The sequence below is a fragment of the Streptomyces himastatinicus ATCC 53653 genome (assembly GCF_000158915.1).
GTDB classification, from domain to species: Bacteria; Actinomycetota; Actinomycetes; order Streptomycetales; family Streptomycetaceae; genus Streptomyces; species Streptomyces himastatinicus.
Genome location: NZ_GG657754.1, coordinates 7,060,467 through 7,080,489 on the forward strand (window position 1 = coordinate 7,060,467; position 20,023 = coordinate 7,080,489).

The window sequence follows — 20,023 nt, forward strand, 5'->3', positions numbered from 1 at the left end:
CGGGCCCTTACGCGTGGCTGGCGGCGCCTCAGACCGTCGCCGTCTCCTCCGACTCCGAAGAGCCGGCTTCCATCTCCGTCTCCTCGGCCGCGTCCCGGGCCTCGCGCTGCGACGGGATCTCGTCGGCCAGCCGCGTGGCCATCCGCGCCCGGCGCTCGTCGGCCTCTCGGCACAACGTCTGCGCGGCCTGGTCGAAGCGCACCAGGGACGGCGGGTCGGACGGGCCGAGCAGGTGCACCTTCAGCTCGGCGCGGGCCGGGGCGAGGGTGTCCTTCTCGGGCTCCCGGACGGCCTCCAGCAGCTCCGGAACCTCCGACGCCTCGGGAGTGAGGATCGTGGCGGCGCGCACCGTCGGGAAGTTCGCCCGGAACTCCTCCTCGGTCAGCCCGCTGGTGTTCGCCACCGCGTACGGCTTCTCGCTCGTCAGGTAGTCCGAGACGACGCTCGACACATCGCTGATCAGCACGTCGGCCTGGTTGAAGCAGGTGAAGATGGCCGGGCGCGGGCCGGTGACGACCTGGTGCTCCCAGTCCGGCAGCGATGCCCAGTAGGCGCTCTCCCAGGCGGCGGTGGCCGCCGCCACACCCGCGGCGCGGTTGTCGTCCGGGGTGCCCTGGAGCTTCATGCGCTCGATCTCGTCCGCGCTGCGGCGGAAGGCCGTGCTGGTGAGCTGGTTCAGCTCCTCGGCACGCCGGCTCAGCTCGGCCGCGGCATCGGCGGGCGGACGGGACCCGCCGCGCTGGGTGTTCGCCTCGGCGATCATCGCCTTGATGCGGTCGTTGGCGCGCCCGGCCCGCCGGTCGACGGAACCGGTCATCGGGTGCGGCTTGTACAGCAGGCGCACCTTGGGGTCGGCGAGGAGCTCGCGGACGATGTTCTCACCGGCCAGGATGACCGAGGTGTTGCCGGGGTTGCCGTCCCAGCCCTCCCAGGTCGGCGCGTACAGCACGGTGGTGTACTCACCGGTCGGGGCGCCCGCGTAGGGGCGGATCGGCGCCAGCTGCGGACGGCCGACCTCCACGACGTCCTTGTCCTCGACGCCGATGTCGGCGAGCTGGTAGCGGTCGCGCGCGGCCGGGCCCGCGACCCACACCTCGTCGTACGCCTTGGCGTACGGGTTGCAGCTGGAGAGCTTGTCGCTCTCGCCGTGGTTGATGAACGCGTGCTTGATCGAGGGGATGCGCAGCACCTGCGAGGTCTTGCCCGAGTTGGCCGGGTGCAGCAGCACCTTGAGCGTCGAGTGCTCGATGCGCATCAGGTGGGCGACCTTGGGGAGGCAGACGATCGGGATGTCCGTCGCGTCGATCTTCTGCACCATGAACCGCTCGCGCAGCACGATGATGGGGTTGCCCTCGAGGGAGGCGAGCGTGGAGAGCCACATGTTCGCCTGGTACGCGGAGCTGGTGCCGCCGGAGAAGTACATGCCCACGGTCGGCTGGTACTCGGCCAGCCATGTGTCGAGCCACTCCAGGGCCGTCGCCTCGTTCGCCACCCGCTTGCGCGGCAGCAGCCAGGTGGCCAGGTGGACGGTTCCGGCGATGCCGATGAGCAGGGCGATCGAGAGGCCGACGGCTCCCCAGACACCGTTCTTGGTGCCGGCGGTCAGCAGCAGTCCGGCGGTGGCCGGGGCGGCGAGCCGCAGGATCCGGCGGCCGTGCTGGCGGGAGAAGAACCGCGGCGGGGCGTCGCTCAGCCGCAGCGCGGACGCGTCGATGTTGCGCGTGACGAACGGCAGCTGCCGGGTGCGGCGGACCATTATGGCGGCCGCCTGGCAGGCGAAGTGCACCACGTAGAAGAGCAGCAGCCCCACGGTCAGCGGTGCCTGCTCGTGCAGCGGATTGATTCCCTCGATCCGCAGCAGCCCGACCATGATGAGCATGTCGCGGAACAGCTGGCGCACCGTGATGTCGAAGCGGACCTTGCCCAACAGCGACAGCAGACCGGGCTGCTTCTGCTGGAGGAAGAGATCGAGGGCGAGGCCGCACGCCGAGGCGGCGATGAACAGCGGTACGTTCGGGAGCACGGCGCCGACGAGCTGTGTGGTGAAGAACACCACCATGGCGAGCAGCGCCGTGAGCTGTACGACCCGGCGTGGGGCGAATCCGGCAGAGGGCACGGGATGGGCTCCTGGCGGGAGGCGGTGGACGAGTGGGGGGACCCCTGACCGTATGCCGCCGTCTGGCTCGGTGACAATCCGCGCAGGTGCCAACCGCCTCGAAACGGGTTCAAACGATTCCCCGGGGCCGTGCCGCCATCTCACGGTGACCTCTCCGCGATCTTCCCGAGACCTGAGGCCCCGGGGTCGGCGGCCGCGGCGGTCGCCACCCGTGCCGCGGTGGCCGCGGTGGCCGCGGCGGTCGCGGCGGCGAAATGGCCGGGCGGCCACGGGCCCGGCTCACGTAGATTGCCCCCTTGTCATGATGTGAGTGTGCAGGACACGCGTTTCCGCTTTCCGCGACGTGCGGAAGTGCGCGTGAGAGCCGGGGACGAGCCCGGGATGAGCAGGGGAGAGGCGTGGCTGAGCAGGACGGGTCGGCGGTACGGGACGAGGTGGCCGCGGCCCGCAGGATCGTGGTCAAGATCGGTTCGTCTTCCCTCACCACCGCGGCCGGAGGACTGGACGCGGACCGGGTTGACGCGCTGGTGGACGTGCTCGCGAAGGTGCTCGACCGGGACGTGAGCGGGGCCGGGGACGGCAAGGAGATAGTCCTGGTCTCCTCCGGGGCCATCGCCGCCGGACTCGCCCCCCTGGGCCTGGAGCGGCGCCCCCGCGACCTCGCCCGCCAGCAGGCCGCCGCGAGCGTCGGACAGGGCCTGCTGGTGGCCCGCTACACCGCCTCCTTCGCGCGCTACGGGCGCCGGGTCGGCCAGGTGCTGCTCACCACGGACGACACCAGCCGCCGCGCCCACTACCGCAACGCGACCCGGACCCTGGACCAGCTGCTGGCCATGGGCGCCCTGCCGATCGTCAACGAGAACGACACCGTGGCCACCGACGAGATCCGGTTCGGGGACAACGACCGGCTCGCGGCCCTGGTCGCCCATCTCGTACGGGCCGATCTGCTGGTGCTGCTCTCCGATGTGGACGGTCTCTACGACGGCGACCCCAGGACCCCCGGCACCTCGCGCATCGACGAGGTCAAGGGCCCCAAGGACCTCGCCGGGGTCACGATCGGCAGCGCGGGCCGCTCCGGGGTCGGCACCGGCGGCATGGTCACCAAGGTCGAGGCCGCCCGGATCGCCGCCGCGGCCGGGGTCCCCGTGGTGCTCACCTCCGCCAGCCGGGCCGGGGACGCCCTGCTGGGCCGCCACACAGGTACGTACTTCCACCGCACCGGCCGCCGCTCGGCCGACCGGCTGCTGTGGCTCGCCCACGCCTCGGAGCCCCGTGGCGCGCTCACCCTGGACGACGGGGCGGTGCGGGCCGTCGTGGAGCGCCGCACCTCGCTGCTGCCGGCGGGGATCGCGGCGGTGGAGGGCGAGTTCACCGCCGGGGACCCGGTCGAGCTGCGCGACACCGAGGGCCGCGCGGTGGCCCGCGGACTGGTGAACTTCGACGCCAAGGAGATCCCACGGCTGATCGGCCGGTCGACCCGTGACCTCGCCCGCGAGCTGGGCCCCGCGTACGAGCGCGAGGTCGTGCACCGGGACGATCTGGTGGTGCTCCACCGCCACGGATGACACTCCGCTCGGATCGCCTCCGGTCCCCGGAGGTGAGGTGAGCCCCCGAAAAAAGGGGGCTTACCTTTCCGCAAAAACGCCCCGCCGCCGCGCGAGGACTGGTCAACTTTGTTCAACGGGGTCGCGCGGGCAGCGGGCCCGCGGTGGAGGTACAGCACCACCGCCACAGTGCTCCGCCCGCGCGTGAGCGGAGCAGCGAGCTACAGGAGGCCGCCGGTGAGACGAGGGCGCCCGGGGGCGCCGCCCCGAGGGGCGGCGGAGCGCACCCTGACCAGTGTCGGGTTGAACGGTGTCGGTGCGAACGGCGCCGGGACGGGCGATGCCGGGACGGAGGACGCGCCGACGCAGAGCAAGCGACGCGTCGAGGTGTCCCGGCTGTGGCACATCACGCTGAGCGTCTCGGGTGCCGAGGCGCCGCTGCGGGAGGTCCGGCGCGCTCTGGAGCAGCTGGCCCATGACCACCCCTTCCTGCTGACCAGCCGCTACGCCAACGATCACGCCGAGATCCGCTACTGGGAAGAGGCGCGCGATCTGCACGATGCGGCGGCGGTGGCGCTGCGGCTGTGGGGTGAGCACCGTTCCACGGCCAAGCTGCCGCCGTGGGAGATCGTGGGGCTCGAGGTCATCGACCGTGATACGTATCACCAGCGCATCGCGGAGGGATACGGGCCGCCACCGGCGTCCCCGGTGGGTGTGCACCCCTTCTGATTCCGCTTCGAGATGTGAGAAGACCATCTCGAAGAGCGGAATACCCATCGGGTCGCCGCGCTCGGCTCAGTAGGCTGCGTGCATGACCAGCGCACCCACGTCGCCGCTCACCGACCCCTGGCCGAAGTCCCCGGTGCTCCAGACCGCCTACCGGGCGCGCGCCGCGGCCGTCGACCTCGCCCCGCTGCCGCGTGCCCTCAAGGACGACGCGCTGCTGGCGATGGCCGACGCGCTGGAGGTGCGGACGAAGGAGATCGTCGAGGCCAACGCCACCGATGTGGAGCGGGCCCGGGAGGCGGGCACGAGCGAGGCGATCGTCGACCGGCTGACCCTCACCCCGGAGCGGGTGCGGGCCATCGCCTCCGATGTCCGCGACGTGGTCGCGCTGCCGGACCCGGTCGGCGAGGTGGTGCGCGGTTCGACGCTGCCCAACGGCATTGACCTGCGCCAGGTGCGCGTCCCGCTGGGCGTCGTCGGCATCATCTACGAGGCCCGCCCGAACGTCACCGTGGACGCCGCCGCGCTGTGTCTGAAGTCGGGCAACGCCGTCCTGCTGCGCGGCTCTTCGTCGGCGTACCACTCGAACAGCGCGCTGGTGAAGGTGTTGCGCGACGCCGTCGGCGGCGCCGGACTGCCCGCTGACGCCATTCAGTTGGTGCCGGGGGAGAGCCGGGAGTCGGTGCGCGAACTGATGCGCGCCCGCGGCCTGGTGGACGTGCTGATTCCGCGCGGCGGTGCCTCGCTCATCCGTACGGTGGTCGAGGAATCGACGGTTCCGGTCATCGAGACCGGCACCGGCAACTGCCATGTGTACGTGGACGCGCAGGCCGACCTCGACATGGCCGTGGACATCCTGGTGAACTCCAAGGCCCAGCGCCCCAGCGTGTGCAACGCGGCGGAGACGCTGCTGGTGCACCAGGACATCGCCGCGGAGTTCCTGCCGCGCGCCCTGGAGGCGCTGGCGGCGGCCGGTGTCACGGTGCACGCCGACGAGCGGGTGCAGGCGCTGGCCGAGGCCGAGGGGACGAAGGCCACGGTCGTCCCGGCGGCGATGGAGGACTGGGAGACCGAGTACCTGTCGTACGACATCGCCGCGGCGGTCGTGGACTCCCTGGAGGCCGCGGTGAACCACATCGGCCTGTGGTCCTCCGGTCACACCGAGGCCATCGTCACGACGTCGCAGGCGGCCGCCCGCCGCTTCACCCAATTGGTGGACTCCACCACGGTCGCCGTGAACGCGTCCACGCGTTTCACGGACGGCAGCCAGTTCGGCTTCGGCGCCGAGATCGGCATCTCCACCCAGAAGCTCCACGCCCGGGGCCCGATGGGACTGCCCGAGCTGACGTCGACCAAGTACATCGTCACCGGCGACGGACACACCCGCTGAGTCACCCGTTCGGGGGATGGTCGAACCCGGAGGTCAACGGGTGGATCTTCCCCCGAATACCATTTTGCCCTGCCCAAATTGACCCGTCCGGTCTACTCTGAATGGGTGCCGGACGACGTGGGGGGCAAGCCGTTCCCGGACGGCGACGAGCCCGACGAGCGCAGCCACGGAGAGGCGAACGACGAGTTCGCCACCGTGGTCTTCGACGAGGACTTCGTACGGTCCGCCGTCATCCATGAACCCACCGCCATCGAGCGCATGCTGGCCGCCGCGCAGGCCCGTGCCGAGGCCGAGGCGTCCCGGCGCAGCAGGGCCGGGGTGTCCCCCGAGGACGAGCTGTTCGAGGACGCGTACGGCCCGGAGGGTGAGTTCGCGGACGGCCCGTACGACGACTATGCCGACCCGAACGGCCGCTTCGGCCCGGGCCGGGAGCTGGACGGCGCCTACGGCCCGTACGGGCGCTACGGGAGCGCCGGGCGGCCCTACCGCGGCCATGCCCGCTGGCACCGCCCGGTGGCCTGGCTGCTGGCCGTCCTGATGGGCATCGGGGTGGTCGCGCTGGCCTTCACGGCGGTCTACCGCGGCACCTCGGGCAACCGGCAGGACCCGGCCCCGCCGCCCGCCACCAGCGGGGTCGACGGCACGCCTGCGGGGCGGCCGGGCAGTGCGCCGTCCATGCCGTCCAGGGCTGCCGAGCGCGAAGCGCCACCCGCCTCCGTCGTGCCGCGCACTCCGTGACGGCGTCGTCCGTCACGGCGTCGTCCGTCACATTCCCCGTCACATCTCCGTAGCACGTCGCGCCCTATGCGGCGTTTCCTCCGCACTGTGCGTGAAGTTGTGGAGTACCACGGCGTTTACCGCTGCCCCCGGCGACCTACTCTTGAGGTATGACCGGGCGTGGAGACCCTCCCGAGGGGACACCCGAGGGCGTCCCGGGAGGTGGTGAGGACGAGTACCGCTCCGTCGTGTTCGACGAGTCCTTCGTTCGTGCTGCCCGGCTCCAGGAGTTCTCCGCCCAGGAGCGCATGGACGACCACTCCCGCGCGGTGCGCGCCCGCCACGCCTGGGCCCGTGCCGGGGCGTCGCGGCAGGCCGTCGTCCTCGTCCTGCTGATCGCGTTCGCCTTCGCCGCAGCCGTCTACATGGGCGTACGCCACCCCTACCAGGCCCCCGGGCCGCAGGCCGTCGAGCCGCTGCGCAGCAGCGTGGTGCCGCTCTCGCCGGTCGGTGAGGTGCCGGGCGGGCGGCCGGCGGAGCTGCTCCGGGAGAGCCCGGCCGCCCAGTTCCGCGCCGGCGCCGAGGGGGTCACCCTGCCCGCCGTGCGGCGCACCCAGGGGTTCTCGGAGAGCCAGGTGATGACGGCGCTCACCACGGCCAAGGACTACGTGGTGAAGTCGACCCTCGACCCGGGTGTGCTCACCGGAGGCCCCGATGCAGACGGTGCGGCTGCTGCTGAATACCGCCCAGCAGATCCAGTTAGACAAGAGCTTCGAACATCCGATAGACGACGGCCGCCATGCGGCCACCGGCTGGCTGACCCGCTTCAACCCGGCCGAGGTGACGCTGGCGGACGCCCCCGTGCGGGTGCGCGGCACGCTGACGGTGGTCGAGCGCACCCCCTCGACCCTGGAGGTCAGCGCCGACCACGTCTTCGTCTACGCGATCCAGCGGGCCCACGAGCGGGCCCCGGACCACGCCTCGCTGTACACGGTGCGCCGGGAGACCCGGTTCCGCTTCGACCGCGGCGATCTGCGCGACCACCGGGTGGAGCTGGTGCACAGCTCCGTGCTGGCGGGCCCGCAGGCGTGCGCCGCGAACGCCTCAAAATATCTGCGGCCGCTGGTGGCCGGGGAGAGCGTCCGGAACGACTCCCCGATGGGCACCGACCCGTACGCCCCGGGCCGCACCCCGGTCTCCCTCTGCGGCGTGCTCTCCCCGAGCTCGCAGCCCACCAGCCCGTAGACCGCAGGCCAGTCCTTGGACCTCAGGACCGGGGCGGTTCGTCCCCCTCGGATCCCTCGCGGCCGTCCGAGTCCTCCCGGCCCTCCTGACCGTCCCGCGGGGGCGTGCCCTCGGTGGTGTCCCCGCCCTGCGCGCCGCCGCCGGTGAACCGGTCGCGCAGCTTGCTGCCCAGGTCCCCGGCGCCGCCCGCCACGTCCCGTACGAACGCGATCAGCGGGTCCTTGCTGGTGCGGACCGACTCCGCGTAGTGGCTCGCCGACTCCCGGAAGGAGTCGCTGACCGAGGTGTCCCTGTCCTCCTCGCGGCGCGGGTAGTGGCCGTCCATGAGCCGCTGGAAGTCCCGGCTCGCGGCCCACTTCTTCAGCTCGGCGGCGCGCACGGTGGTGAACGGGTGGCTGCGCGGCAGCATGTTCAGGATCTTGAGTACGGAGTCCCGCAGATCGCCGCTGTTCTCGTACTCGTCGGCCTGCTCCAGGAACGCGTCCACGTTCATCTCGTGCAGATGGTGGCCGCCCGCGAGCTTCATCAGCCCGCGCATCGAGGCCCGGAGATCCTGCCCGACCAGCAGCCCCGCCCGGTCCGCCGACAGCTCCGACTTGCGGAACCACTCGCGCAGCGCCGTCACCAGGGCCAGCACCGCCACATTGCCGAGCGGGATCCAGGCGACCTTCAGCGCGAGGTTGGTCAGGAACAGCAGTATCGTCCGGTAGACGGCGTGCCCGGACAGCGCGTGGCCCACCTCGTGGCCGATGACCGCCCGCATCTCCTCCTCGTCGAGCAGCTCCACAAGGCCGGTGGTCAGCACGATGATCGGCGCGTCCATGCCGATGCACATCGCGTTCGGCTTCGGGTCCTGGGTGACGTACATCGCCGGGACCTGCTCCAGGTCGAGGATGTAGCAGGCGTCCCGCAGCATGTCGTGGAGATGGGCGAACTGCCGGTCGCTCACCCGCACCGAATCGGACAGGTACAGCAGCCGCAGACTGCGCTCGGGCAGCAGCCCGCTCAGCGCCTTGAAGACGGTGTCGAAGCCGGTCAGCTTGCGCAGCGCGACCAGCGCCGAGCGGTCGGCCGGATGCTCGTACGCGCGCGAGGAAATGCCCGGAAAGCGCCGCCTCTCGCGGCTGGGCACATGCTCACGTCCCTCTCCGGTGCCACTCCCGTCGCCGCCGGTCCCGTGCGTGTGGCTGTCGCTCATTGGTCCCCCTCATACGGACTGTTCGCCGGACTGCCTCGTCGTGCCCGTCCCCCTGGAGGACCCCACCATAGGCCCTGCACGGCGGGGGGCTAGCGTGGAGACATGCCCGATATGACTGGCCTCACCGCCGTGCTTGCCGCCACTTCCAAGGACCAGGGACCGGGAGCGCTGCTGCGCACGGTCATCGTCGTGGGCGTCGTGGGATCCGTCCTGGTCGCGTGGTTCCTGCTGCGCGGGTACAAACAGGACTGAGAGCGGGCCCAAGGGCGGACTGACAGCAAGCCCGGAATCCGGCTCGCATACGATGTGGCGGACGTGACGTGACGCCGAGACCCGGATAGGTATCGCCTGCGATGAGCGCTTTCAGCACCGCACATGCCGCCCTGACCACCCTCGCGGCCGAGGGCGGTGAGCACCACACCGATACTCACCCGAGCATCAGCCCCTTCATGACCGGCGGTGCGGCTCTCGTCATCCTGTTCCTGTTGCTGTGGATCACCACTCGCTTCAACCGGGACCGCTGACCAGGGCCGTTGCCTCTTCGGGCCCCGGTTTCGAGCCGGGCCCAGTAGGGTCTGCACGCATGGAAGAGGAGAAGGGGCCGGCCAAGCGGCGGCTCGGTGTGATGGGCGGGACGTTCGACCCGATCCATCATGGTCACCTGGTCGCGGCGAGCGAGGTGGCATCGCAGTTCCACCTGGACGAGGTCGTGTTCGTGCCGACCGGGCAGCCGTGGCAGAAGAGCCACAAAAAGGTTTCCCCGGCCGAGGACCGCTATCTGATGACGGTCATCGCGACCGCGTCGAACCCGCAGTTCTCGGTCAGCCGCATCGACATCGACCGCGGCGGTGCGACGTACACCACCGATACGCTCCGGGATCTGCGCGCGCTGAACGGTGACGCGGACCTGTTCTTCATCACCGGAGCGGACGCGCTCGCCCAGATCCTCACCTGGCGCGATGCCGAAGTGCTGTTCTCGCTTGCCCACTTCATCGGTGTGACGCGGCCGGGGCACATACTGGCCGACCCGGGGTTGCCGGAGGGCGGGGTGTCGCTGGTCGAGGTGCCGGCGCTGGCGATCTCGTCGTCGGACTGCCGGGCGCGTGTCGCACACGGCGAACCCGTCTGGTACCTGGTGCCGGACGGTGTGGTGCGGTACATCGACAAGCGAGAGCTGTACCGGCACGACTGCTGAAGGGGTACCGGTGAACGACGGACAGGACCCGTACGACCCGTACGCGCGGGATCCGTATGCCCAGGAGCCGCAGATCTACGGCTACGACGCCTATGGGCAGCCGGTGTACCAGCCGCAGGGGACGCAGCAGGGTTACGACCCGTCGTCGTACTACGGGCAGCAGCAGGGGCAGCAGGACGGCTACGGCTACGGGTACGACCCGTACGGCCAGGCCCAGCAGGCGCAGCAGGCTCCGGCGCAGCATCCGCAGACGCAGCCGTACGACCCGTACTACGGACAGCAGCAGCCCTATCCGCAGCAGGGGCAGCAGGAGCAGTACGTCCAGCAGCCGGGGCAGCAGGGGCAGTACGTCCAGCAGGGCTACGACTACGCCGTGCCCGCCCAGCCCGCCGCGCCCGAGGAGGACGAGCCGAACCCGTACGAGGAACTGGCCGAGCTGGACCGGCAGGAGCCGTCCTCCGGCGCTCCGGCCGCGGCTCCTGCCCCGGCTCCCGGCGGAGCAGGACCCCGGAAGCCGGGCCCGGACGGGGAGGACGAGGAGTACCGCACCGAGCAGTTCGCGTTCGTCGAGGACCCCGACGAGGACTCCGAAGACGTCATCGACTGGCTGAAGTTCGCCGAGACCCGCTCCGAGCGGCGTGACGAGCGCCGCCGCAAGGGCCGCAACCGGATCGTCGCGCTCGTCGTGGTGCTGGCCCTGGCCGCCGTGGGCGGGGTCGGCTACCTCTGGTACGCGGGCAAGCTGCCCGGTCTCTCCGCCGACGGCGACGCCCAGGCGGCGGCCGGTGGCCCGCAGAAGCGGGACGTGATCGTCGTCCATCTGCGCGAGCTGAAGGGCGGCCGTACGTCCACCGCGCTGCTGGTGGACAACGAGACCACCAAGAAGGGCGCCACCGTCCTGCTGCCGAACGCGCTGTCCGTCTCCACCGAGGACGGCGGCTCCACCACGCTCGGCAAGTCGGTGACCGACGAGGGCTCCGACGCCACCCGTGACTCCCTGTCCACCCTGCTGGGCTCGAAGATCCAGGGCACCTGGCGGCTGGACACGCCTTATCTGGAGAACCTCGTCGAGCTGGTCGGCGGCATCACCCTGGACACCGACACCACCGTCCCGTCCGCCCGGAAGGGCGAGAGCCCGCTGGTCAAGCGGGGCAAGGAGCAGGTGCTGAGCGGCCAGGCGGCTGTGGCGTACGCCACCTACCGGGCCCCGGGCGAGGTGCAGACCAAGCAGCTCGCGCGGTTCGGCCAGGTCATGGACGCCGCCCTGAAGAAGGTCTCCAGCGATACCGGCGGCGCCACCAAGACCGTCGAGCAGCTGGCGCAGATCCCCGATCCGTCGCTGTCCGAGCAGCAGCTCGGCGCCTCGCTGGCGCGGCTCGCCGGGCAGGCCAAGGGCGGCGACTACGACACGATGATGCTGCCGGTCCAGGCCAATGGCACGCTCAGCGCCCGGGCGACGGACCGGGTGGTCAAGAGCGTCCTCGGCGGCACGGTCAAGAACACCGACCCGGGCTCCGCGGCACGGGTGAGCGTGACCAGCGCCGGCGGGGGCCAGGACGCCTCGGGCGCCGCTCGGGTCGCGCTGGTCAACGGCGGTTTCACGGTCGTCGCCGCCACCGAGGGCGGCACTCCGCAGCAGACCTCGCGGGTGACGTACGCGGACGCCGAACAGGCCGGACAGGCCAAGGAGGTCGCCAAGACCCTCGGACTGCCCGCGACCTCGGTCACCAAGGGCAAGGGCGCCGCCAACGCGGATGTGACGGTGGTCCTCGGCGCGGACTACGACCCCCAGGGCTGACCGCGCCCCCGGGCGGCCTCGGCGTCACGCGCGGTGGGGGAGCCGGAAGAGTCAGGAGAGTCACGGTGGTCACGGGGGAATGGCCGGGAGCCGTGACGGTGGGGCGTGAGACCCTTGGGGTGCCAGACCCTGAGGGTCCCCACCGACCGGAAAGCCTCGCCTGTGACCGCCACGGACCGCTCCATCGAGCTCATCAACGCCGCCGCCCAGGCGGCCGCCGACAAGCTCGCGCACGACATCATCGCGTACGACGTCAGCGACGTGCTCTCGATCACCGACGCCTTCCTGCTGGCCTCGGCGCCCAACGACCGCCAGGTGAAGTCGATCGTCGACGAGATCGAGGAGCGGCTGAACAAGGAGCTCGGCGCCAAGCCGGTCCGCCGCGAGGGCGACCGCGAGGCCCGCTGGGTGCTGCTGGACTACGTGGACGTCGTGGTGCACGTCCAGCACAGCGAGGAGCGGGTCTTCTACGCCCTGGAGCGGCTGTGGAAGGACTGCCCGCAGCTGGAGCTGCCCGCCGACGCCAAGGCCACCCGCGGCAAGGCGGAGGAGTACGCGCAGGCCAAGGGCCCGGACGGTGGGGCGGGCGGTGAGCTGAGCTGAACGGCACCATGAGCGGCCGCGGCCGCCGCATAGTCCTGTGGCGGCACGGCCAGACGGCCTGGAACATCGAGCGGCGTTTCCAGGGCTCCCTGGACATCGAGCTGACCGACACCGGCGTCGCGCAGGCGCACCGCGCGGCCCGGCTGCTGGCCGGACTGCGGCCGGACGCGATCATCGCCTCCGACCTGAAGCGGGTCATGGCGACCGCCGCCGAGCTGGCGACCGTGACCGGGCTCACGGTCGACCACTACGCGGGGTTGCGGGAGACCTACGCCGGTGACTGGCAGGGGCTCACGCACGAGGAGATCATCGAGCGGTTCGGCGAGCAGTACGCGGCGTGGAAGCGCGGCGAGCCGGTGCGGCGCGGCGGCGGCGAGCTGGAGTCCGAGGTCGCCGACCGGGCGGCACCGGTCGTGCTGGAGGCCACCGAGAAGCTGCCCGACGGCGGCACGCTCGTGGTGGTCAGCCACGGCGGCACGATCCGCACCACGATCGGGCGGCTGCTCGGCCTGGAGCCGCACACCTGGGAGGCGCTCGGTGGCCTCTCGAACTGCTGCTGGTCGGTGCTGGGCGAGGGCGCGCGCGGGTGGCGGCTGCTGGAGCACAACGCCGGTTCGCTCCCCGAGCCCGTCCTCGGCGACGACGACTAGGCGACGACAGGCGACGACCGGAGGACTCCTCCCGGCTCGATTTCCTTTTCCGGCTGGTCACCGGCTAAAGCTCCTTCTTGTTCGAAGCGCACCGGCGCGGAGAGCAGCGGGGCTATAGCTCAGTTGGTAGAGCGCCCGCATGGCATGCAGGAGGTCAGGAGTTCAATTCTCCTTAGCTCCACAGATGGCGGCGATCCCGCCTCCCGGTGAGGGAGGCGGGATCGCCGCTTTTGTGTGCCTTTGCGCGCGTTTGCGTGCGACGCAACGGGCGGCGGCCTATCTCGCGTCCGGCCACCCCTTGTTGACGTCGGCTCAACTCGGCCTGTCGCCGGGGTGGCTGGGTTCGGTGCGATCTTCCTGGGTAGGTTGGACGACACCGCATCGAGCGCATGGGCTCGGCGGAAGTGGCGGTGTGCGGGGCGCTTGTGAGTCTGGTGAGGCGTCTGTTGCATCTCCGCTGACCTGGGCGTCGCCCCGTGGCAGAATCGGACCGCCGGCGGGGGCGCAGGCCGATAGTCCGATGGGGAGGGACGGGTGGGATGCCGACCAGCATCCTCGACGCGTTCGAGGACCTTTCCGAGACAGCTCGGGAGGGCATCGAATGCCCGTCCTGCGGGTCCGGCAACGTGGCTCAGGTACTCGGTGACAACGGCGGTGTTTCCTACGTGTGTACGGCCTGCGGCCACAGCTGGAGCTGAGTGACATGGGAGCACACAGCCGGAAATGTGACTGGTGCGGCGGTGGCACGCCCATCGTCCGCGACATGGAGCCGCTCAACTCCGACTATCAGTACTGGTGCGCGGAGTGCGCCCAGGCGCTGATCATCAAGGGTGACCCGATCGAGACGTACCGGGAGCTGGAGGGCGAGCCGATCTACGGTCGGCTCCTCGAAGAGCACTGCACGCTGAAGCGTTTCTACTCGTTCGCGACGGCGTGAGCGCACTGGTCAGGACCCCCGCGGCAATCGATTTGGCTAAAGCCCGGGGCGTCCGTGTAATGTAGGCGATGCCGCCGAGGGGAACCGGGCGGAACAGCAAGACCTGGGGCTATAGCTCAGTTGGTAGAGCGCCTGCATGGCATGCAGGAGGTCAGGAGTTCAATTCTCCTTAGCTCCACAATCCCAGGAGCGGGTCGTCTGATGCGGACGGCCCGCTTGTTGTTTTCCATCCGCGTCCTACCTCGATGCGGGTCCTCGGTGCCCTGCGGTAACCTGACCCCATGCGTGCCGTACGCCTTCTGCTTAGCGGGCCGCGCTGATCAGTACCGACCGCGATCATCTTCGGTCGGCATCGGCGCGGCGTCCCCTCCTGTGCGAGGGGCCTTTTTGTTTCACCGGACAAGAGGGAATCGGCCTGTACCGCGGGCAGAGACGACCAATGGAGCTTTGAGGATCATGAGCGAGACCAATGCCGCAGCCGAGGTGGCCGCGCCGCACCGCTACACGGCCGCGCTGGCCGCTGACATCGAGGCCCGCTGGCAGGACTTCTGGGACGCGAACGGCACGTATGACGCGCCCAACCCGGGCGGCGACCTGACCGGTGACGCCGATGTCGTCGCCCGGCCGAAGAAGTTCGTCATGGACATGTTCCCGTACCCATCGGGGGCGGGACTGCACGTGGGCCATCCGCTGGGCTACATCGCCACCGATGTGTACGCCCGCTACCACCGCATGACGGGCCACAACGTCCTGCACACCCTGGGCTTCGACGCCTTCGGCCTGCCCGCCGAGCAGTACGCGGTGCAGACCGGCACCCACCCCCGGGTCAGCACCGAGGCCAACATCGACAACATGCGGCGCCAGCTGCGCCGCCTGGGCCTGGGCCACGACCAGCGCCGCTCCTTCGCCACGATCGACCCGGACTACTACAAGTGGACCCAGTGGATCTTCCTGCGGATCTTCAACTCCTGGTACGACCCGGAGGCGGACAAGGCGCGCCCGATCGACACCCTGGCCGCGCAGTTCGCCTCCGGTGAGCGCGCCACCCCCGACGGGCGCCCCTGGGACGCGCTGACCGAGGCCGAGCGAGCCGACCTGCTGGGCGAATACCGCCTGGCGTACGCCTCGGACGCGCCCGTCAACTGGTGTCCCGGCCTGGGCACCGTGCTGGCCAACGAAGAGGTCACCGCCGACGGCCGCTCCGAGCGCGGCAACTTCCCGGTCTTCAAGGCCAAGCTGCGCCAGTGGAACATGCGGATCACCGCCTACGCGGACCGGCTGCTGGACGACCTGGACGCGCTGGACTGGCCCGAGGCCATCAAGCTCCAGCAGCGCAACTGGATCGGCCGCAGCGAGGGTGCCCGGGTCGACTTCCCGGTGCAGGACCACCCCGACGCGAAGATCACGGTCTTTACCACCCGCCAGGACACCCTGTTCGGTGCGACCTACATGGTGCTGGCGCCCGAGCACGACCTGGTCGACTCCATCGTCCCGGCCGCCTGGCCCGAGGGCACCCACGACGTGTGGACCGGCGGGCACGCCACCCCGGCCGCCGCCGTCGACGCGTACCGCAAGCAGGCCGCGGCCAAGTCGGACGTGGAGCGGCAGGCCGAGGTCAAGGACAAGACCGGCGTCTTCACCGGTGCGTACGCGGTCAACCCGGTCAGCGGCGACCGGGTGCCGGTCTTCATCGCCGACTACGTGCTGATGGGCTACGGCACTGGCGCGATCATGGCCGTTCCGGCGCACGACGGCCGTGACTTCGCCTTCGCCCGCGCCTTCGAGCTGCCCATGCGCTGCGTCGTCGAGCCCTCCGACGACCGGGGCACCGACCCGTCGACCTGGGACGACGCGTTCGCCTCGTACGACGCCAAGATCGTCAACTCGGCGGGTGAGGGCGTCTCCCTGGACGGCCTGGGCGTGACCGAGGCCAAGGCCCGGATCACCGAGTGGCTGGAGGCCCGCTCCATCGGCGAGGGCACCGTCAACTTCCGGCTGCGCGACTGGCTGTTCAGCCGTCAGCGCTACTGGGGCGAGCCCTTCCCGATCGTCTACGACGAGGACGGCGTGGCCCACGCGCTGCCCGAGTCGATGCTGCCGCTGGAGCTGCCCGAGGTCGAGGACTACTCGCCGCGCACCTTCGACCCCGACGACGCCGACACCTCCCCGGAGACCCCGCTGTCCCGGAACGAGGAGTGGGTCCACGTGGAGCTGGACCTGGGCGACGGGCGCGGCCCGCGGCCGTTCCGCCGCGAGACCAACACCATGCCCAACTGGGCCGGCTCCTGCTGGTACGAGCTGCGCTACCTGGACCCGCACAACAGCGAGCAGCTGGTCGCCCCCGGCACCGAGCGCTACTGGATGGGCCCGCGCGACGGCCCAGCCGCACGGCGGCGTCGACCTGTACGTCGGCGGCGCCGAGCACGCCGTGCTGCACCTGCTGTACGCCCGCTTCTGGTCCAAGGTGCTGTTCGACCTGGGGCACGTCTCGTCGGCCGAGCCGTTCCACAAGCTGTACAACCAGGGCATGATCCAGGCGTACGTCTACCGGGACAGCCGCGGCATCGCCGTCCCGGCCGCCGAGGTCGAGGAGCGCGACGGGGCGTACTGGTACGAGGGCGAGAAGGTCACCCGGCTGCTGGGCAAGATGGGCAAGTCCCTGAAGAACGCCGTCACCCCGGACGAGATCTGCGCCGAGTACGGGGCCGACACGCTGCGCCTGTACGAGATGGCCATGGGCCCGCTGGACGTCTCGCGCCCCTGGGACACCCGCGCGGTCGTCGGCCAGTACCGGCTGCTCCAGCGGCTGTGGCGGAACGTCGTGGACGAGGCCACCGGCGAGGTCACCGTCGTCGACGCGGAGCCCGACGAGGACACGCTGCGCGCCCTGCACAAGGCGATCGACGGGGTCCGCCAGGACATGGTGGGCCTGCGCTTCAACACCGCCATCGCCAAGATCACCGAGCTGAACAACCACGTCACCAAGGTGCGCGAGGTGCCGCGCTCGATCGCCGAGCGGATGGTGCTGCTGATCGCGCCGCTGGCCCCGCACATCGCCGAGGAGCTGTGGCGCAAGCTGGGCCACGACGCGTCGGTCGTCCACGAGCCGTTCCCGGTCGCCGACCCGGCGTACGTCGTGGACGAGACGGTGACCTGCGTGGTCCAGGTCAAGGGCAAGGTCAAGGCCCGGCTGGAGGTCGCCCCGTCGGTCTCCGACGAGGAGCTGGAGGCGCAGGCCCTGGGCGACCCGGCGGTGGTCGCTGCGCTGAACGGCGCGGGCATCCGCAAGGTCATCGTGCGGGCGCCGAAACTGGTGAACATCGTCCCGGCCTGACCACTCGGGGGTAGCCGTTCTCGCTGTCGCGGGCGGGCTGGGGGTTCGTCAGGAACCCCGGGCCCGCCCGGTCCGTTTACGCTGGGAGGACAGCTGCCACCGCGGTGACCGCCGCCCGAAGGAGCGCACATGGAAGCCATCTGGATCCTGTTGCTGCTTTTCGTCCTGTTCATCGTGACCGGCGCCTATGTCACGGTGCGGGTGGTCCGGACGGCCAAGCGCAGCCTCGACCGCACCGTGGACCAGGCCCGCCGCACGGTCGAGGACACCCGGCTCAGGGCCCGCCAGTTCTCCCTGCCGGGCGCGGCCGGTGAGCTGGCCGAGCTGCGGCTTTCGCTGCGTACGTCGATGTCCGCCACCGAGCAGGCCCTGCGCGCGGTGGCGGGCCAAGACCGCTCCGTGGCGGAGTCGTTGAACCTGTTCCAGCGGCTCAGCGAGCACGCCCGCGAGCTGGACGACGACCTGAAGCGGCTGGAGCGGGAGCCCGACAAGACCCGCCTCGCGGCCCTGCTCCCCGAGCTGCGCGAGCGTACGGAGCGGATCACCCACTCCGCGGACTCGCTGCGCTGGGCGGTGCGGGAGCGGGCCCAGCGGTTCGCCCACGACGAGCTGGACGCGCTGGGGCGCGAGATCGAGATGGAGGCGGGGGCACTGCGGCACTGGACGGTGGAGGAGCCGCGATCCGCGTCGGGCCCGCAGGCGTCGTCGGGGCCGCGGGCGTCGTCGGGGCCGCGGGCGGCGTCGGGGCCCGCGTCGGGTGAGCCCGCACCTCAACAGCAGGAACACCCCTCCCCACCCTCCCTGGAGACCACCCCCCGGCCGCAGCCGCATTCCTGGCAGAAGTCCTGGGAGAAGTCCTGGCAGGAGACCTCCCGCCCCGAGAACACCGCCTGAACACGGGCTTACCGGTAGGGTCGGTGATCATCCAGTGGGGTCGCGCTGTCGGCCCGGGGCTTCCCCGGATAATCTCCCAGTCATGTCCCGCCATGTCGCGATCGTGACCGATTCAACGGCTTACCTGCCGCAGGAGGCGATGGAGCGGCATCGCATCACCGCCGTGCCGCTGACGGTGGTGCTCGGAGACCGGGCACTGGAGGAAGGGACCGAGATCTCGGCCCTGTCGCTCGCGGAGGCCCTACAGAAGCGCAAGCCCGTGACCACGTCCCGGCCCAGCCCGGAGACCTTCGCGGACGCCTACCGCGCGGCCGCGGCCGAGGGCGCGACCGGCATCGTCTCGCTGCACCTGTCCGCCGAGATCTCCGGCACCTACGACGCGGCGGTGCTCGCCGCACAGGACGCGCCCGTACCGGTCCGGGTGGTCGACAGCGGCATGGTCGCGATGGCGCTCGGCTTCTGCGCACTGGCGGCGGCGGAGGCCGCGGAGGGCGGCGGCACGCTGGACGAGGCCGTCGCGGCGGCCCAGAAGCGGGCCGACGGCACCGCCGCCTACTTCTACGTCGACACCCTCGACTATCTGCGCCGCGGCGGCCGCATCGGCGCGGCGCAGGCCCTCCTCGGCTCCGCGCTCGCGGTCAAACCGCTGCTCCAGCTCGACGAGGGCCGGATCGAACTGCGGGAGAAGGTCCGCACCGCCTCCAAGGCCATCGCCCGGCTGGAGGAGATCGTGGTGGAGCGGGCGGGCCAGAGCCCGGTGGACATCGCCGTCCAGCACCTCGCGGCAGGGGAGCGCGCGACGGCCCTCGCGGAACGGCTGCGGGAGCGGGTCCCGGGGCTCGCGGAGCTGTACGTGAGCGAGGTGGGCGCTGTGATCGGGGCGCACACCGGACCGGGGCTGCTGGGCGCGGTGGTTTCGCCGCGGTAGCGAACTCGTTCGGGTGACGGGGTTTTCCACATCCCGTGGGTTATCCCCGGGAATCGATGCTGCTCAGCGGGGTCGGGCGAAGGCGCCTACGGTCGGTCGGCATGAGGACACGATCACGCACCGTGACGACGCGACCGCCCCGCGGCCGCCACCGCCTAACGGCGCCCCGCGCCGCCCCACCACCCCGCAGCACCCGCGCGGCGGCCCTCTTCCCCGCCCGCGCCGAGGCGCCCACCCCACCCATCCGAAGCCCGAACCCCCCACCTGTCCGAGCCCCAAGGGCGTCACCCACACCTGCTCCCACCCGGAGCGGGGCCCCCGCCCCGGATCTGAGGCCCGTCTCGATTCCGGGACCAGATGTGAGCCCGGTGCCCGCTCGGGGCGTAGCTAGCGCTCCGGGCCCGCTGCCCGTCTCGGGCCAGGCCCCCGGCTCTGGGCTGGCGTCGGCTTCGGACGGAACGCCCGCCCCAGGAGCGGCAGCTGCGCCGGGCCGGGAGTCCGCTTCGACGCCGCCCCACGCTCCGGTTCCGGCCTCCGCTCGGCTTGCGGTGCCGGTCGCGGATCGGGCGCCCGCTCTGGGCCGGGCATCGGGCTCGGGGGCGGCTTCGGCCGTGGGCGGGGTGTGTGACCTGGGGACGGCGTTCGCGTCGAGGCGGGCGTCGCGTGCCCGGTGCGTGTTTTTCTGTTGCCGGTCCGGCTCCCGCTCCGGGTTCGGCCCGGGCGTCGGGTCCGGTGTCCGTCTTGGGCC

15 protein-coding genes, 2 tRNA genes and 2 pseudogenes are annotated in these 20,023 nt (G+C 71.2%); 17 read left to right on the forward strand and 2 right to left on the reverse strand.

Features of this window, described 5'->3' with window-relative positions:
- Positions 1 to 28: 28 nt before the first annotated feature.
- Positions 29 to 2,116 carry a hypothetical protein gene (locus SSOG_RS29660; RefSeq protein WP_009717950.1) on the reverse strand — a complete coding sequence of 696 codons (2,088 nt, stop codon included), beginning with the start codon at positions 2,114 to 2,116 and terminating at the stop codon, positions 29 to 31.
- 398 nt (positions 2,117 to 2,514) lie between these two features.
- On the opposite strand from SSOG_RS29660, the gene proB reads away from it, so the two are divergent.
- The 5 genes and pseudogenes from proB to SSOG_RS29685 all read left to right on the forward strand — a co-directional run bounded on the left by proB (position 2,515) and on the right by SSOG_RS29685 (position 7,738).
- Positions 2,515 to 3,681, forward strand: coding sequence for a glutamate 5-kinase (proB, locus tag SSOG_RS29665; protein ID WP_009717951.1), 1,167 nt, complete (start codon positions 2,515 to 2,517; stop codon positions 3,679 to 3,681).
- Positions 3,682 to 3,897: 216 nt separating this feature from the next.
- Positions 3,898 to 4,389, forward strand: a complete 492-nt coding sequence (locus SSOG_RS29670) for a hypothetical protein (protein ID WP_039938997.1) — start codon at positions 3,898 to 3,900, stop codon at positions 4,387 to 4,389.
- A gap of 82 nt (positions 4,390 to 4,471) precedes the next feature.
- A complete protein-coding gene (locus SSOG_RS29675) occupies positions 4,472 to 5,776 on the forward strand; it encodes a glutamate-5-semialdehyde dehydrogenase (protein WP_009717953.1) in 1,305 nt (434 codons plus the stop codon).
- Positions 5,777 to 5,881: 105 nt separating this feature from the next.
- Complete coding sequence (locus SSOG_RS29680; protein ID WP_039938998.1) at positions 5,882 to 6,514, forward strand: SCO2584 family spore wall biosynthesis protein; 633 nt, start codon at positions 5,882 to 5,884, stop codon at positions 6,512 to 6,514.
- Positions 6,515 to 6,663: 149 nt separating this feature from the next.
- A pseudogene (locus SSOG_RS29685) lies at positions 6,664 to 7,738 on the forward strand (SCO2583 family membrane protein).
- Positions 7,739 to 7,760: 22 nt separating this feature from the next.
- On the opposite strand, the gene SSOG_RS29690 reads toward SSOG_RS29685, so the two are convergent.
- Positions 7,761 to 8,936 (reverse strand): M48 family metallopeptidase, encoded by a 1,176-nt coding sequence (locus tag SSOG_RS29690; RefSeq protein ID WP_050800006.1) that lies wholly within the window; start codon positions 8,934 to 8,936, stop codon positions 7,761 to 7,763.
- Between the two features lie 102 nt (positions 8,937 to 9,038).
- Here SSOG_RS29690 and SSOG_RS54070 point away from each other — a divergent pair, with 102 nt between their 5' ends.
- The 12 genes and pseudogenes from SSOG_RS54070 to SSOG_RS29750 all read left to right on the forward strand — a co-directional run bounded on the left by SSOG_RS54070 (position 9,039) and on the right by SSOG_RS29750 (position 19,275).
- The gene (locus SSOG_RS54070; protein WP_167542520.1) at positions 9,039 to 9,188 is read left to right on the forward strand and encodes a hypothetical protein; all 150 of its coding nucleotides are present in this window, start codon (positions 9,039 to 9,041) and stop codon (positions 9,186 to 9,188) included.
- A 101-nt stretch (positions 9,189 to 9,289) separates the two neighbouring features.
- The gene (locus SSOG_RS54075; RefSeq protein WP_039938999.1) at positions 9,290 to 9,460 is read left to right on the forward strand and encodes a hypothetical protein; all 171 of its coding nucleotides are present in this window, start codon (positions 9,290 to 9,292) and stop codon (positions 9,458 to 9,460) included.
- Between the two features lie 59 nt (positions 9,461 to 9,519).
- Positions 9,520 to 10,131 (forward strand): nicotinate-nucleotide adenylyltransferase, encoded by a 612-nt coding sequence (nadD, locus tag SSOG_RS29705; RefSeq protein ID WP_009717958.1) that lies wholly within the window; start codon positions 9,520 to 9,522, stop codon positions 10,129 to 10,131.
- A gap of 10 nt (positions 10,132 to 10,141) precedes the next feature.
- Positions 10,142 to 11,929 carry an LCP family protein gene (locus SSOG_RS29710; protein WP_039939001.1) on the forward strand — a complete coding sequence of 596 codons (1,788 nt, stop codon included), beginning with the start codon at positions 10,142 to 10,144 and terminating at the stop codon, positions 11,927 to 11,929.
- 162 nt (positions 11,930 to 12,091) lie between these two features.
- Positions 12,092 to 12,532 carry a ribosome silencing factor gene (rsfS, locus tag SSOG_RS29715; protein ID WP_039939004.1) on the forward strand — a complete coding sequence of 147 codons (441 nt, stop codon included), beginning with the start codon at positions 12,092 to 12,094 and terminating at the stop codon, positions 12,530 to 12,532.
- 8 nt (positions 12,533 to 12,540) lie between these two features.
- Complete coding sequence (locus SSOG_RS29720; protein WP_039939007.1) at positions 12,541 to 13,182, forward strand: histidine phosphatase family protein; 642 nt, start codon at positions 12,541 to 12,543, stop codon at positions 13,180 to 13,182.
- A gap of 108 nt (positions 13,183 to 13,290) precedes the next feature.
- Positions 13,291 to 13,363: transfer RNA gene (locus tag SSOG_RS29725), tRNA-Ala, on the forward strand.
- 522 nt (positions 13,364 to 13,885) lie between these two features.
- Positions 13,886 to 14,119, forward strand: coding sequence for a hypothetical protein (locus SSOG_RS29730; protein WP_009717962.1), 234 nt, complete (start codon positions 13,886 to 13,888; stop codon positions 14,117 to 14,119).
- A gap of 105 nt (positions 14,120 to 14,224) precedes the next feature.
- A tRNA-Ala gene (locus tag SSOG_RS29735) sits at positions 14,225 to 14,297 on the forward strand.
- Between the two features lie 278 nt (positions 14,298 to 14,575).
- Positions 14,576 to 17,453 (forward strand): annotated as a pseudogene (leuS, locus tag SSOG_RS57585) (leucine--tRNA ligase).
- 129 nt (positions 17,454 to 17,582) lie between these two features.
- A complete protein-coding gene (locus tag SSOG_RS29745; RefSeq protein WP_009717964.1) occupies positions 17,583 to 18,347 on the forward strand; it encodes a hypothetical protein in 765 nt (254 codons plus the stop codon).
- An 82-nt stretch (positions 18,348 to 18,429) separates the two neighbouring features.
- Positions 18,430 to 19,275, forward strand: a complete 846-nt coding sequence (locus tag SSOG_RS29750; protein ID WP_009717965.1) for a DegV family protein — start codon at positions 18,430 to 18,432, stop codon at positions 19,273 to 19,275.
- Positions 19,276 to 20,023 lie beyond the last annotated feature (748 nt).

Excerpts from the sequence above, each read along its gene's own strand:
- SSOG_RS29720 (WP_039939007.1), top strand. The coding sequence starts at position 12,541 with ATGAGCGGCCGCGGCCGCCGCATAGTCCTGTGGCGGCACGGCCAGACG.
- SSOG_RS29690 (WP_050800006.1), bottom strand. The coding sequence starts at position 8,936 with ATGAGCGACAGCCACACGCACGGGACCGGCGGCGACGGGAGTGGCACC.
- SSOG_RS29745 (WP_009717964.1), top strand. The coding sequence starts at position 17,583 with ATGGAAGCCATCTGGATCCTGTTGCTGCTTTTCGTCCTGTTCATCGTG.
- SSOG_RS29730 (WP_009717962.1), top strand. The coding sequence starts at position 13,886 with ATGGGAGCACACAGCCGGAAATGTGACTGGTGCGGCGGTGGCACGCCC.
- nadD (WP_009717958.1), top strand. The coding sequence starts at position 9,520 with ATGGAAGAGGAGAAGGGGCCGGCCAAGCGGCGGCTCGGTGTGATGGGC.
- SSOG_RS29675 (WP_009717953.1), top strand. The coding sequence starts at position 4,472 with ATGACCAGCGCACCCACGTCGCCGCTCACCGACCCCTGGCCGAAGTCC.
- SSOG_RS54075 (WP_039938999.1), top strand. The coding sequence starts at position 9,290 with ATGAGCGCTTTCAGCACCGCACATGCCGCCCTGACCACCCTCGCGGCC.
- SSOG_RS29750 (WP_009717965.1), top strand. The coding sequence starts at position 18,430 with ATGTCCCGCCATGTCGCGATCGTGACCGATTCAACGGCTTACCTGCCG.
- SSOG_RS54070 (WP_167542520.1), top strand. The coding sequence starts at position 9,039 with ATGCCCGATATGACTGGCCTCACCGCCGTGCTTGCCGCCACTTCCAAG.